Source organism: Mycolicibacter sp. MU0102 (genome assembly GCF_963378105.1).
GTDB lineage: Bacteria > Actinomycetota > Actinomycetes > Mycobacteriales > Mycobacteriaceae > Mycobacterium > Mycobacterium holstebronense.
Genome location: NZ_OY726398.1, coordinates 4,493,304 through 4,509,383 on the forward strand (window position 1 = coordinate 4,493,304; position 16,080 = coordinate 4,509,383).

Here is a 16,080-nt window from a genome sequence, read left to right on the forward strand (position 1 = left end):
TTAACAGGGGCAAATTCTTAGTCAACCCCTCTTTTCGTGAGGATCCTGCAGGGGAGTGACAATGCCTGTTTTCAGCGTTTTTACCAGGGCATTACCCGAATTGGGCAGGACCTTTGTAAACGCTCCCACGCACATTCACAGCTGGCCGACACCACTCATGCCTCTCTCAGATTAGGTAAAAATGCCGACAAATTGTTTGCCAGAGCGGACGCACTAGGGCAGCCATCGTGTAAGGGCCCAACGCCATCACGGCCCGGTCGGATGACCGGGCCGTGATAGGTGGAAAGGGCGGCCAGTTGCGCCCGGCACCCCCTACGGGTTGTTCGCGCCGTTGTTCCCAGTGGCGGTCTGTCCGTCGGCGTTCTGGTCACCGAGAGCGACGACACCCGCTTCGGCACCGTTGCCGCCGGTCTTACCGACGCCGGTTCCGCCGCCACCGTTGCCGCCGGTGGCGGTGGCGTTGTCGGCAGATGGAGCACTGGCGCCAGGGATCGTGGGGTTCCCGGCGTAGACGTTGCCGTCCGCGCCGTCGCCGCCCTTACCGCCATCGGCACCGGCACCGCCGTTGCCGCCGGTGGCATGCCCGCTGGTGGTGCTGCTGTCCTCACCCAACGCGTGGATCCGGCCATGTCCACCGTTGCCACCGTTGCCACCGTTGGTGACTGAGCCACCGGCGCCGCCCTCAACCGTGCCGCTGGAGACGGAACCGTCCCCGCCTGCGCCGATACTGGCCTTGCCGCCATTGCCGCCGGTACCACCGCCGGTGGCGTTGCCGCCGGCGCCACCGGTCGACGTTCCGCTGGCCGTTCCGCCGTCACCGCCAGCGGCCGGGTTGCCGTAGAAGTAGGTGGTCTTGGAGCTCTGAATGTCCGAGCTCCCACCGTTACCGCCGACGCTGCCGTTCCCGGTGGCCTCACCACCAGCACCGCCGGTGGAGTGACCGTAGGAGTTGCCGCCGGGGCCGTTGGACTCCAGCTCACCCCACGAACCGTTGCCGCCGTGGCCGCCGTCGATTCCGGCACCGCCGGCACCGCCGATCGCGACGGCGTCATTGCCGCCGCCGCCGACCGAGCCGCCCGCAACGTCGACCAACAGCTCACCCTTTCCACCGTCACCGCCAGTCCCGGCATTGCCAAGCCCGCCAGCGCCGCCGTGCGCCTCCCCGGTGATGGTGCTGCCAACACCGGTCGCGCCCGCCACTCCGAGCCCGCCGGCACCACCCGTGCCACCGTTTTGGGCGTTACCGCCGGCACCGCCGTCGACGGTGGTGTCGGTGATGTGGGCACCGTCGGTCGCGACGATGGCGGCGGCACCGCCGGCCCCGCCAGCGCTGGTGGCATCACCCACCCCGGCGTTGCCGCCGGTCGCGTGGCTGCCAGAGATGAGGCTGCCCGACCCGACAGCGGTCAGGCTTGCCGCACCGCCGGCAGCGGTGTCACTGGCATTGCCACCGGTGACCGAGCTGTTCTCAATCACCCCGCCACCGCTGACGGTCGTCGTAGCCGCACCGCCAGCAAAGTTGGCGGTGTTCGCACCATTGGTGACGGTGGTGTCGACGACCCGGCTGCCCGCGCCACTGACAATCAGGGAGTTGTTGGCTCCGGCGCCGCCGTCGACGCCATTGGCCCCGCCGTCGATTCCGTCACCGCCGCGAACGTGGCCGTCATCGATGACCCCGTTGTCCGTGGCGGACATGGTCGCCGTGCCGCCGGCACCGCCCTTGCCCCCGGCGCCGATGGCCGAGCCGGCACCACCGGTTCCGCCGGTGCCGCCGGTCGCGGTGCTGTCCGGGGTGATGGTGCCGCCAGTACTGGTGGAGATGCTGACCGTGCCACCGGCACCGCCGGCGCCACCGGCGAAGCCGACACCACCGACACCACCGGCACCGCCGTCACCGCCGATCGCCTGGCCGCTGCCGGCCACCGCCGCAGCGTTGGCTCCCGCACCACCGGCGCCGCCAACCCCACTGTTGGTGCCACCGGCACCGCCGACGCCGCCGTCGCCGCCCTGACCGACGTTGCCGGCCGTGTCGCCGCCGATACCGCCCTCACCGCCTCGGCCACCGTTGCTGCCCAAGCCGACACCGCCGGCGCCACCGTCACCACCGTCACCACCGGAGTTGACGACACCGGTCGAGGTCTGGCCGCCCGACATCCAGAAGGTGCTGTTCCCGCCGCTGCCGCCGTTGCCGCCGACCGCGCCATTGGTGCCGTTGACGCCACCGTCGCCGCCGTCACCGCCGGCGGAGGAGCCATTGGTGATCTGCGTCCCGGCCGCCCCCGACGGGTCAGCGGCCTGAATCCAGCTGTCCCCGCCGGTGCCACCGTTACCACCGAGACCTGCCCCACCGTTACCCGAGGAGGCAACCCCGCCGGTGATGCTGCCGTTCAGGCCCGCGACGTTGGTGAAGCCACCATTACCGCCGACGGCACCTGCCACGCTGGCGTCCCCACCATTACCGCCGGTGGCCTGCGCGTCAGCAACACCCGTGCCGGCGGCCAGCACCAGTGCGGCGCCGCCGTGGCCGGCCTTGCCGCCGTTGGTGGCGTCGCCACCGTCGCCGGCGGTGGCAGTGCCGCTCACCGTTCCACCCGTAGTGGGCGTGTTACCGGAGTAGCCGGCCTGCATCTCAGCCCAGGCGCCGTTACCACCGACGCTGTTGGCGCCGGTCCCGTCGCCGCCGTCGCCGGCGGTAGCGGTGCCGCTGACAGAGCCACCCACACCAGCGGTCACTGCCGCGGCGCCACCGCTGCCGCCCTTGCCGCCGCTGTTACCGGCGCCACCGTCGCCACCGATCGCGTGACCATTGGTGACCGCACCACCCGTGGCAGCGACGTCAGCGTTGCCGCCCACGCCCCCCTTACCGCCGTTGGCGTCACCGAAGCCAGCGTTGCCGGCGACGGCGGAGCTGTCGGTGACGGTGCTGTTTGCACCGTCCGCGGTGACACTGGCCTGGCCACCGGCCACACCGCCGAGGCTGTCGCCCGCGGTGGCGGTGCCGTTGGTAACCACACCACCGTTGGTGGCGCTGATCGTGCCGGTACTGCCGGCCGCGCCGGCCGCCCCATTCGCGGCACTGGTGGCGTTGGCGCCGTTACCGCCGTCACCACCGGTGGCCGCACCACCGGCCGAGCCGTTATCGGCGATCACGCTGGCGTTACCGCCGAGTCCGCCGGCACCGCCAAGCCGGTTGGTACTGAAACCGTCACCACCGTTACCACCCTTGCCACCGGTAGCAGAAGTGCTGTCCTGGCCGCTGCCGTCAACGGTGTTGGTCACGGTGCCGCCGTTGTGAGCCTCGATGGAGGCGGCACCACCGTTGGCACCTGCACCGCCCTTACCGCCGGTGGAAGTGCCGTAGTTTCCGACAACACCACCGGTACCGCCGGTCGCAGTACCGCCCTGCACGATGCTGGCACCGTCCGCCGAGACCGACGCCGCGCCACCGTTTCCGGCGATAGCGTTCGTCAAGCCGCCCATCGCCCCGGCGCCACCGACGGCCGTACCCGTTGCAGAACTGGTGTCCGAAGCGGTCACCGTGGCGACACCACCCATACCGCCGGCACCACCGGCCCTGACCAACGAAGCAGCACCGCCGTCGCCACCTCGACCACCCGTGGCCGCACCATCGGCGGTACCACCGTTAGCTTCGACGGTCGCGGTGCCACCGACACCGCCGACGCCGCCGGCCAGGCTGCCAAGGCCCGCGCCGGCGTCGCCACCGGCACCGCCATGAGCTGTAGTGGTGCCGAACACAATTCCGCCGCTATGCGCGTCAATCAGGGCGGCGCCACCCGCGCCGCCGGCCACACCGGCCTTGGCGGAGCTGGCGTCAGCGCCGGTACCGCCGGCACCGCCGGTGGCCGAACCGCCCGCAGTGCCACCGTCAGCCTCGACGGTGGCGGCGCCGCCGGTACCGCCCTTACCACCGGCGAAGGTGTCGAGGCTCGAACCGGTGTTACCACCAGTACCGCCGGTAGCGGTGGTGGTGCCGGCAACGATCCCGCCGTTGCGTGCCTCGATCAGGGCGGCACCACCGGAACCACCGGCCACCCCGGCCTTGCCGGCGCCGGCGTCACCGCCGGTTCCGCCCGCGCCACCGGTGACCGTACCGCCGGCCGTGCCACCGTCAGCGTTGATGGTGGCCTTCCCCGCAGCACCGCCGACACCACCGGCCAAACCGTTGTCGCCGGTACCGCCGTCGCCGCCGTCGCCGCCGGTCACCTGACCGCTGGCGGTGCCGCCGTTGGCCGCACTGATCGCGCCGATACCACCAACGGCGCCCTTACCGCCCAGGCCGTCGCTGTTGTCGCCACCGCTGCCGCCGACACCGCCGTGCACGGTGGCGTCGGAGACGCCCCCACCGGAGGTCACGGTCACCGTGGCCGCGCCGCCCACGCCGCCGGCGCCCATGGCGCCGCCGCCGCTGCCGCCGACACCGCCGATGGCGTTGGTGTTGGCGACGGTGCTGTCGACGCCGTCCGCAGTGATGCTTGCCTTACCGCCGGCGGCGCCGACTCCGCCTTGACCGCCGGTAGCGGTGCTCTCCGAAATGGCTGCACCACCGGTCGCCGTGACGGTGGCTGCCCCGCCGGTGCCGCCGGCACCGCCCTGGCCGGCCTCGGCCGTCACCTCCGTGACCGTTGTACCAACGCCGTCGGCGTTGATGTTGGCGCTGGACCCGTGGCCGATCGCATGACTGTCGGTGATCTCCGCGTGGTCAGTAGCACTGACCGTCGCGCCCGCCCCATTGAAGCCCGCCCCACCGTCACCGCCGGTGGCAGAGCTACCGGTGATCAGCACGCCCACCCGGTTGCCCTGTCCAGTGCTGGCACCGACCGTACCGGCACCGCCGATACCGCCGTTGACCCCGTTGGCACCCTCGCCACCGTTGCCGCCCGTGCCAGTGCTGTCCTCCACGATGCCGCCGGCACCGATACCGACGATTCCGGTGGAACCCCTACCACCGGTTTGGCCATCGCGACCGTCACCGCCGTTGCCGCCCTTAGCGGTGCCATCGATGACGGTGGCGCCGTCGCCGTCGGCTCGGACCTGCCCGTTCAGCCCATCCCCGCCGACGCTGCCGACGCCGTAGCCGTCACCGCCCTGGCCGCTGGTGGCAGTTCCCGAGGCGTATGCGTGGTCGCCGAACGCGAGCAGCAGCGAATGCTGAGTAACCGAACCACCCGTACCACCGTCAAAACCATCGCCGCCCTGGCCGCCGATAGAGATACCGGTGGCGTGGGAGCCGTCACCGCTGGAGTAAATCCGGGCCGAGCCGCCGGTCCCGCCGTTTCCACCACCGGTGGCGTCACCGCCGGCCGCACCCGTCGCAGTGCCTTCGACGGTGCCGCCCACGGTGTCAGTGGCGTTATAACCGCTCTGCATCTGCGCGGAGCCGCCGTTGCCGGCAATGCTGCCAGCGCCGTCGGCCGTGCCGCCGACGCCACCGGTCGCATAACCGGTGACCGTGCCGCCGTTGTTGTACACACCCGCGGTCATGTTCGCGTAGCCGCCGGCGCCGCCCTGGCCGCCGTCGGTTCCGGTGCCTCCGTTGCCCGCATCAGCGATCGCGTCATGGACGGTGCCGCCGCCGTTGGCGGCGATGGTGGCACTGCCACCGGCACCACCCGTACCGCCGTTGGCGTCACCGACGCCCGCATTGCCGCCGTTGGCGGAGCTGTTGGTGACGGTGCTGTTGGTGCCGTCGGCACTGATGGTGGCGCTACCACCGGCTCCGCTGTCACTGCCGTTGCCGCCCTTGGCATGGCTCCCCGAAACGGCGCCGCCATTGGTGGCGCTCAGCAAGGCGTTGCCGCCCGCCCCGCCGTCACCAGCGTTACCACCGGCCACCGAGCTGTTCATGATGCTGCTGCTGGAGTCGATGTTGACCACCGCCGCGCCACCTGCGAAGGCGTCCGTGGAGTTGCCACCGGTAATCGTCACGTTGGAGACAGTGCCGCTGACAGTGACATCGGCGATGGCACCGGTCTGGCCGGCCGCACCAGGAGCGGTCGCGGTGCCATTGCCGCCGTCACCACCCTTACCGCCGGTCACAGTGGTGTTGTCGATGGTTCCCGTGCCGCCCACGTGGGCACCGCCACCGCCGCCACCGCCGCCACCGCCGTAGCCGATACCGTCGCCGATCCAACCGGTCCCGCCGACGCCGCCGGCACCGCCGACCGCGCCGTCGCCGACCGAGGCACCGGATCCACCGGCACCACCGGTGCCGCCCTTGGCGCCCGTGCCGCCATTGCCGCCGTTACCGCCGGTGCCGCCGGATTGCGGAACCGATCCGCTCATGCCGTCGGCGTCACCGCCGCGACCGCCATTGCCGCCGTCACTGCTGGTGCCCGCGTCTCCGACTGTCCCGCTGGCACCTGTGGCGCTACCAGTGCCGCCGGCACCCGCCGCCCCACCGACACCGCTGCCGCCGTTGCCGCCGTTACCGCCGTTACCGGCCAAGAGGCCGCTGCCGCCGTTGGCGCCGGCGCCGCCGTTACCAGCCTTACCCGCGTCACCGCCGCTGCCGCCGTTACCACCAGCACCGCCGGCACTACCCGACAGACCGGTGCCGCCCTTGCCGCCCGCACCGCCGGCGCCGCCGGCGCCGGCGTTGCCGCCGCTGCCGCCCGCGGCACCCGGCGTGGCCGCGTCCGCACCGTTGATGCCGTCACTGCCGGCACCACCCTTACCGCCTGCACCACCGGTGCCACCACCGATGCCGTTACCGCCTACGCCACCAGCTCCACCGGCTCCACCGGCAACACCGTTGGCGCCGTTGCCGGCCAGGTCAGTGACGTTGGCGGTCGGACCGGCGTCACCGCCGTTGCCGCCGACACCACCACTGCCACCGTTGCTGGTAGAACCGGTACCGCCGGCACCACCGGCACCACCGTCACCCGCAGCACCGCCCGTGGCGTTGCCGCCATTGCCACCCTTGCCGCCGTCACCGGCCGCCGCGCTCGCGCCCTGGGAGCCACCGGCCCCGCCGGCCCCGCCGTTGCCGCCCTTACCGGGGTGGTAATCCGAGCCGTCCGGGTTGGCGTTGTTTCCGGCACCGGCCGTGCCGCCGTTGCCACCGGCGCCACCGTTACCAGCGGCAGCGGTTGCGGTGCCATCGGCGCCCTTGCCACCGGCGCCACCGCTTCCGGCCCAGCCGCCGGCGCCCACCGCGCCGTCCTGTCCGCCATCGGTGCCAGCGCCACCCTGGCCTGCGGCGCCCCCGTCACCGCCCTTACCGCCGTTGCCACCGTCGAGCCCGCTGCCTGCCGGGGCGTTGACGCCTGCGGCACCGTTGAGTCCCTGGCCGCCCTGGCCGCCGCGGCCGCCGTTACCGCCGCCGACACCACCGATGCCCTGACCGCCTGCGCCGCCAGCACCACCGGCGCCACCGTTACCGCCGTCGTAGCCGTTGCCATTGGCGTCGGTTCCGCTGCCGGCCGCAGCCTGGCCACCGCGGCCACCCAGCCCGCCGTCGCCACCACGCCCGTTGGCTCCGTCAGCGGCGTCGCCAGCGCCGGCACCACCAGCACCCGCGTTACCGCCGGCACCGGCGGCACCACCGACACCACCGTCGCGACCTGCGCTGCCAGCGACTGCTCCCGGGTTGCCCGCGGTACCGCCTCGACCACCGACACCTCCGGAACCACCGGCACCGCCAGCACCTCCACTGGCGTCATCGATGCCTTGGCCACCGGCACCACCGACGCCACCGTTGCCGGCAGCACCGCCCAAACCACCGTCGCCCGCGTCGATCCCCGCCGGGCCGTAACCACCGTGGCCACCGGTACCGCCGACGCCACCATTGCCGGCGGCACCACCGGTGCCGCCGATCACGCCGACGCCACCGACACCACCATTACCGCCGTCTCCACCGATACCGCCGTTACCGCCATCAGTACCGAGCAACGAGCCCCAGCCGCCGCGACCGGCTTCGCCGCCGACGCCACCAGCGCCACCGACACCACCGGTACCGGCGTTCGACTCACCGCCGGCGCCACCGGCACCGCCTTCGCCACCGTTGCCGGCGGTCCCGCCGACCACGCTGTGGTCGTAGCCGTCAGCGGTAGAGCCCGGGTTCTCCGCGGTGCCGGCCCAACCACCGATTCCCCCGGCGCCACCGGCGCCACCCGCGCCACCATCACCGACCGGACCCGTGGCCGCGCCACCGTCACCACCGACACCACCCTTGCCGCCGGCGCCGCCCTGACCGGTGGTGTTTCCACCGTGCCCGTTCTGGAAGCCACCCTGACCGCCGTTACCACCGGCACCACCGGCACCACCGGCGAAACCGTCGCCGGCAGCGTTGTCCGCACCGGCCGCACCCGCGCCACCGTTGCCACCCGCGCCGCCGTTACCGGCGCCCTTCAGCGGGTCGTAGTACCCGGCGACGGCGGAGCTGCCGCCGTTACCACCGGCAGCGCCAGCTTGACCGGTGCCATCCGGGAGCTGGCCGACACCGTCACCACCGTCACCGCCGTTGCCGCCGTCACCGCCGAGTCCGACCGCGCCCCGGGAACCGTCGGCAGCAGAGGTGCCATCGCCATTGTCGCCGCCAGCACCACCGGCACCACCCCGGCCGACCAAGCCGCCGGTACCGCCGTCGCCACCCTTACCGGCGGCGATGCTGGCAGCGCCGTCTCCGTCACCACCGTCACCACCGTCACCACCGTTTCCGGCGTTGCCGCCAGCACCGCCCGATCCGCCGACACCACCGGCACCGTGCTGGCCCGAGCCGCCACCACCGGCAGCACCGGCCGCACCGCCGACACCACCGATGCCACCGTCGCCACCAACGGTGGCATTGCCGCCGTTGCCGCCCTTGCCGCCGGCCACCCCGGTGTTACCCGAGTTGTCCGTGCCCGCAGCACCATCGACACCACTGCCGCCGGCACCACCGGTGCCACCTTGACCGCCCGCGCCGCCGTTGCCGCTGACGCCGGAGACAGCACCACCGGCACCGCCGGCGCCACCGACGCCACCGGCACCACCGGTGCCACCAGCCGTGGTCGCCGACGCACCCGGCGTCGTGCCGCTCTTGCCGGCCACGCCGGTTGCGCCAGTACCGCCGACTCCACCGGCACCACCGTCGGCGTGCGACCCACCAGCGCCACCGGTACCACCGGCACCACCGTTCTGCGCTACCAGCGAGCTGCCGACCACGCCGTCACCAGCGCCACCGGCACCGCCCTGGCCGCCCGCACTGTCTGTACCGGCGCCGCCAAGGCCGCCAGCGCTGCCGGTGCTGCCGGCCCCAGTGCCAGCCGCACCGCCCTGACCGCCGCTGCCGCCGTCGGCACCGTAACCGCCCTTACCACCGGAGCCGGCGGTGACGGCTCCGCCGCCACCAGCACCGTCGCCACCGACACCGGCCGTGCCGGCGTTGCCGCCGTTACCGCCCGCACCGCCATTGCCGTTGACGGACGTGCCGCTACCGCCGGCACCGCCAGCACCGCCCTTACCGCCCGCACCGGCGCTGCCACCGTTGCCGCCGTCAGCGTCACTGCCGGCCGCAGCGGATGCACCCGCACCACCACTGCCGCCGGTGCCGGCGTTGCCACCCGCACCGCCCGTACCGCCAATGAAGCCCGCGCCACCGGCACCACCGGTGCCGCCAGCACCACCGGCACTGCCGTCTTCACCGGAATCGCCGGGGTTGGCGCCCGCCTGGCCCGTGTAGCCCTCGCCGCCGGCCCCACCGGCACCACCGGCACCACCGTCGCCCGAGTTCGCCCGTGGACCGCCGTTGGCTGCCATGCCGCCCTGGCCGGCGTTACCGCCGACGCCACCGTTGCCGCCGACACCGCCGTCGACACCCAACGCGCCCGCCGCACCGGCGTGCCCGGTGCCGCCGTCGCCACCGTCACCACCGATGCCCGCGATGCCGTCAGCACCGCTGGCGACCTGGCCGGTACGCCCCACACCGCCGCTACCACCGCTACCGGCGTTGCCACCGACACCACCGGCGCCGCCGGCGTACCCATCGAGGTGCGTCTGTGTGCCGTCGGCACCGTCGGCACCCCGACCGCCCGCACCACCCGAGCCACCGGCGCCACCAGCGCCACCGAGACCCTCCAGGCCGAGCGTGGAGCCCGAGCCGCCTGCGCCACCGGCACCACCGGCACCACCGTTAGAACCCGACTCACCGGCGCCACCGGCGGCGCCGTCGCCCGCACCCTGAACAGCAGCCTCGCCCGCTTGACCGGTGTAGCCGGCACCACCGACACCACCGTTGCCACCGGCACCGCCCGCGCCCTGCGCGGCGTGGCTGTTGTCGGTGTTCAGGCCACCCAGGCCACCGTTACCACCGGCACCACCGGCACCACCGGCGGTGCCGTCGACGTTCGGTGCAGTGCCCGCGACACCATTGGCACCGTCTTTACCGGCGCCACCATCACCGCCGGCACCCGCGGTGCCATCAGCGGCGCGCGTGCCGCCGACCTGCAGACCACCGTGGCCGGCGTTACCACCGACACCACCATCGCCACCAGAAGTGCCTCCGGCCGCAGTGGCATCAGTTGCCGCGTCATAACCGTCACCGCCGGTCCCGCCGTTGCCGCCCTTACCGGCCGACCCATTGGTGCCCGACGTCGCGAAGTTACCGCCACCCGAGGACCCACCGGCACCACCCGCACCGGCGTTACCACCATCGCCACCATGGCCACCCGCACCACCAGTGCGGTCCTGCGCCGTGCCCGTGGAACCCACGCCACCATCGGCGCCGTCCGTGCCCGAACCACCAGCGCCACCAACGCCACCAGCGCCGTGCTGGCCCGCAGTCGAACCGCTCCCGCCGGAACCGCCATTGCCACCGACACCACCATTGGTGCCCGACACGCCCGCAGCCGCACCATCGGCCACCGCGTCGTAGCCCGCGCCGCCCTTACCACCGGAACCACCATTGCCACCGGTGCCATCAGCGACCCGGGTGCCACCGACATTCAGACCACCCTGCCCGCCGTTACCACCGGCGCCACCGGCGCCACCGTTGCCGCCGGATTGGCCCGCGATGTGTGAATCGGCCCCGTCAAAGCCCGTACCACCGGCCGCACCGGCACCACCGACACCCGCGGTGCCATTGGCGCCAGCCGCGGCCGTACCGCCCAGGCCCGCACCACCGAGACCACCCTTACCGGCATTACCGCCGGCGCCACCACTGCCGCCGTCCTGGCCGTCGACATGGCCCGCAGTACCGGCAGCACCCGCCGCACCCGAACCACCCTTGCCACCGGAACCCCCGGCGCCACCGGCACCGCCGAGGCCCTGCGTTCCGGCCGTCGAGCCCGTGCCGCCGGCACCACCGGCGCCACCATTGCCACCACTGGTGCCCGACTCACCGGCACCACCGTCAGCACCGGCAACCGTCGCGTCAGCACCGGCCTGACCGGTGTACCCGGCCCCACCCTTGCCACCGGCACCACCGTTGCCACCGGTGCCATCAGCGACTCGGGTGCCACCGACGTTCAGACCACCTTGCCCGCCGTTACCACCGGCACCACCAGCGCCACCATTGCCACCGGAGACCCCGGCACCCGTCGAATCAGCACCGGTGAAGCCCGCACCACCGGCCGCACCGGCACCACCGACACCCGCGGTGCCATTGGCGCCAGCCGCGGCCGTGCCACCCAGGCCCGCACCACCGAGACCACCCTTACCGGCATTACCACCGGCACCACCATTACCGCCGTCGAAACCGTCGACATGCGACGCCGTGCCGGCAGCACCTGCCGCGCCCGCACCGCCCTGACCACCGGAACCACCGGCGCCACCGACACCGCCGACACCCTGCGTGCCCGCCGTCGAGCCCGTACCGCCGGCACCACCGACACCACCATTACCACCATTGGTGCCCGACTCACCCGCACCACCGTCAGCACCCGGGACCGTCGCGTCAGCACCCGCCTTACCGGTGTACCCGGCACCACCCTTGCCACCGGCACCACCGTTACCACCAACGCCCTGCGTGGCGCGCGTGCTGCCATCGACCTGCAGGCCGCCCTGACCACCATTACCACCAGCACCACCGGCACCAGCATTGCCACCGGACACACCCGCACCCGTGGAGTTCGCACCGTCGAAGCCCTGACCACCGGCAGCACCGGCGCCACCGACACCAGCGGTGCCATTGACACCAGCGGCGGCCGTGCCACCCAGGCCCGCACCACCGAGACCACCCTTACCGGCATTACCACCGGCACCACCATTACCGCCGTCGAAACCGTCGACATGCGACGCCGTTCCGGCAGCACCTGCCGCGCCCGCACCGCCCTGACCACCGGAACCACCGGCGCCACCGACGCCGCCGACACCCTGCGTGCCCGCCGTCGAGCCCGTACCGCCGGCACCACCGGCACCACCATTACCACCATTGGTGCCCGACTCACCCGCACCACCGTCAGCACCCGGGACCGTCGCGTCAGCACCCGCCTTACCGGTGTAGCCGGCACCACCCTTGCCACCGGCACCACCGTTACCACCAACGCCCTGCGTGGCGCGCGTGCTGCCATCGACCTGCAGGCCGCCCTGACCACCATTACCGCCGGCACCACCGGCACCAGCATTGCCACCGGACACACCCGCACCCGTGGAGTTCGCGCCGTCGAAGCCCTGACCGCCCTGACCGCCGGCGCCACCCACTCCAGCCGTGCCATTGGTCCCGCCGGCCGCCTGGACCCCGGCACCGCTGTCACCACCGGCACCGCCCTTACCGGCGTTGCCGCCAGCGCCACCGGCCTGACCCGCCGTGCCGTCCACATGCGAGGCCGTGCCGACTGCGCCGGCCGCACCATCGGCACCCTTGCCACCGGAGCCGCCGTTACCGCCCTCGCCGCCGACACCGTGCGCTCCGGCGTTAGTGCCGGTGCCGCCCACACCGCCGGCACCACCGGCGCCACCGTTGCCGCCGTTCTCACCGGCCGCGCCGGCAGTGGCCCCATTCATGCCTTCATAACCGGCGCCACCCTTACCGCCGGCGCCGCCGTCACCGCCGTCACCGTCAGCAGCCCGCGTGTTGTCGGCGTTCAGACCACCCTGGCCGCCATTACCGCCGGCCCCACCGGCCTGGCCCGCCGTGCCATCCGGGGTGGCCTGGGTGCCATCGTTGCCGTCCGCACCGTTGTTGCCGTCACCACCATCGCCACCCACACCAGCAGCCCCCGACGCCGCCCGAGAACCATTGGCCTGCACGCCACCCACGCCGGCATTACCACCGGCGCCGCCGTTACCGCCGGCGGTGCCCGCAGTCGCGCCGAGGTCGGCCGCGGCGTCATAGCCCGCGCCACCGACGCCACCGTTGCCGCCCTTACCGGCCACACCACTGGCGCCGCTGGCGGCGTGGTTGCCGCTACCGGAATCGCCGCCGGCACCACCGACACCGGCGTTACCGCCGTTGCCGCCGTTGCCACCCGCGCCACCGTCGGGATCGGCCGCATTACCGGCCGTGCCGGCGCCACCATCGGCACCATCGGTGCCCGATCCGCCCTTACCGCCCACGCCGCCGGCACCATGGGTGCCCGCCGTGGAACCGGTGCCACCGACACCGCCGTTGCCACCGATACCGCCGTTACCACCCGAGGTACCGGCCGCGGCACCAGCACCCAGCGCGTCATACCCGGCGCCACCCTTGCCGCCGGCACCACCATCACCACCGACCCCAGCCGCAGCGCGAGTACCGCCAACTGCCTCTAAACCACCCTGGCCACCGTTACCGCCGGCACCACCATTGGTACCGGCCTTGCCATCGGGGTCCAGCGCCGTACCCGCGGCACCCGCGCCACCGTCCTTACCGTCACCACCGGCACCACCGACACCGGCCGCACCCGAAGCCCCGTGCGTCGTGCCATTGGCCTGCAAACCACCCAGGCCCGCATCTCCACCAGCGCCACCATTGCCACCGGCAGTACCGGCCACCGCGGTCGCATCCGAGGCCGCGTCATAACCCGCGCCACCGGCGCCACCGCTGCCGCCCTTACCAGCCGTGCCCGCCGTACCGCTGGCGGCCTGACCCCCCGGTCCCTGGCCGCCCGCACCGGCGTGTCCGGCGTTGCCGCCGTGCCCGCCGGCCTGGCCGTCGAAACCGTCAGGGTGCGCTGCGGTCCCGGCGTCACCGTCCGCGCCGTCGATGCCGGCGCCACCGTTACCGCCGTTACCGCCCAGGCCTCCGGAATCTTGCGAGCCGGCCGCACCGGACGCGGCGTCACCCATGAACCAGCCACCGGCGCCGCCGGCGCCAGCCTTGCCTGCCGCGCCACCGTTGCCGCCGATGCCGCCGTTACCGCCATTGCTGCCGTCCGCGCCGGCCACTGCGCCGTCGGCGCCGTCGGCTCCGGCCCCTCCGGCGCCGCCCTTGCCGCCGTCACCGGCCGCACCGCCCTGACCGCCGGCACCGAACAGGTAGGCGCCCTTACCGCCGGCACCGCCATTACCGCCGTTCCCGCCGTTGCCGCCGGCACCACCGTTGCCGTCGCCTCCATTGGCGAAGCTGCCGGCCGCACCCGCGGCGCCGGCGAAGCCGTTGCCGCCGGCACCACCGGTGCCGGCTGAGCTGAACACACCCCACAGGGCGGCATCCCCACCGGCGCCGCCATTGCCGCCAGCAGTGCCCAGGTCGTCGGCGGTACCACCGTCACCACCTGCGCCGCCACGGCTGAACCAGGAGAACAGGCCGGCGCTACCACCGTCACCGCCGTTACCACCGTCGTTGCCGTTACCGCCGGCACCACCGTTGCTCCACCCGCCGAACAGGCTGCCCCCGCCGCCATTGCCACCGGTGTGGCCGTCACCACCGTCGCCGGCGTCACTGAACGTGGAGAACCAGCCGACGCCACCACCGTCGCCACCGTTACCACCAATGCCGTCACCACCGGCACCACCGCTGCTGCTGAACAGGGCGAACAGGCTTCCCGTACCACCGTCGCCGCCGTTGTAGCCATCACCACCGTCGCCGGCGTTGCTGAACCAGGAGTACCACCCGACGTTGCCGCCGTCGCCGCCGTTACCGCCGGCACCGCCGTTACCACCGGTGCCCGCACTGCTGAACCAGGAGAACAGGCCGACGTTGCCGCCCTTACCACCGGCACCGCCGCCGCTACCGCCGATACCACCGACGCCGGCGTCGCTGAACCACGCGAAGGCGGCGCCGTCGCCGCCGAGGCCACCAGCGCCACCGTCGATACCACCGGCACCGCCGGCACCGGCGTGGCTGAATGCGGCGAACCAACCGACACTGCCACCGGCGCCGCCGTCGCCAGTGCCCCAGCCGTCACCACCGGCACCGCCGTCGCCGCCGAACAAACCGCCTTGGCCGCCGGTGCCACCAGCAATCCCGTCGATGCCATCGGCGTCCCAGCCCGCGCCACCGGTGCCATAGATCCACCCGCCGGCGTAGCCGTCGGGATGGTCAGCCGTACCGTCGGCGCCGTTGCCGAACGGCATCAGCAAGTTGTAGTCAAACAGGTTGAACTGCGCAGAGCCCGGCAGGCTGAAGTCGGCCGCGCCACTGAAGATGTTCAGGTTCAGGTCCGCCAGGACCGCATCCCAGGCCTGCGCACCGAAGCTGTCGAAGGCGAGAGACCAACTGGAGGGGTCTAGGACGACGCCCCAGGCGTCCTGATCGCCGAAGTCGAGGGCCAGGCCGTTGAAGGCATCGCCGAGGTCCTGACCGAACAGGTCGATGAGAACGTCGTCGAAGTCCGCACGCGCCGTCGGAGCCGCCGCCATCGGCCCCAAGCCGAACGTCAGGAACGCGCCGACCGCGCTACTCGCACCGATGATCCGGTTGCTGCGACGACCCTTGTCCTGGCGGTGACGGCCCATAACCCATTTCCCCTTAACAAACACATAGGTGATACACAGCGAACCTTGCGTGACGAGATTAACATTGATTCCGAAAGAGTCAATTCGAGTTCACTTAACAGGCCTGCAGCCGGAAATGGCGGTTAACCAGGCGTTTTAACTCAACTGCAGAGCACTTTTTGAGTATCCACCTGCGAGTTTCCCGTCCAAGGCCTGAAAGAATCAGGTCGGTTCTGGCCCTCCTGGGGCAGTCCGAGACCGTTCTCGCCGCACCAGTCACAAGCC

The 16,080-nt window shown here is 72.5% G+C and carries 1 protein-coding gene; it reads right to left on the bottom strand.

What is annotated here, in order from left to right; all coding sequences use genetic code 11:
* Window positions 1–312: 312 nt before the first annotated feature.
* Entirely contained in the window at window positions 313–15,816 is a 15,504-nt protein-coding gene (locus tag RCP37_RS21045; RefSeq protein WP_308484859.1) for a beta strand repeat-containing protein, read from the bottom strand.
* Window positions 15,817–16,080: the final 264 nt, after the last annotated feature.

Bases quoted from the DNA above. Each gene is read 5' to 3' on its own strand.
- RCP37_RS21045 (WP_308484859.1), bottom strand. From the start codon at position 15,816: ATGGGCCGTCACCGCCAGGACAAGGGTCGTCGCAGCAACCGGATCATC.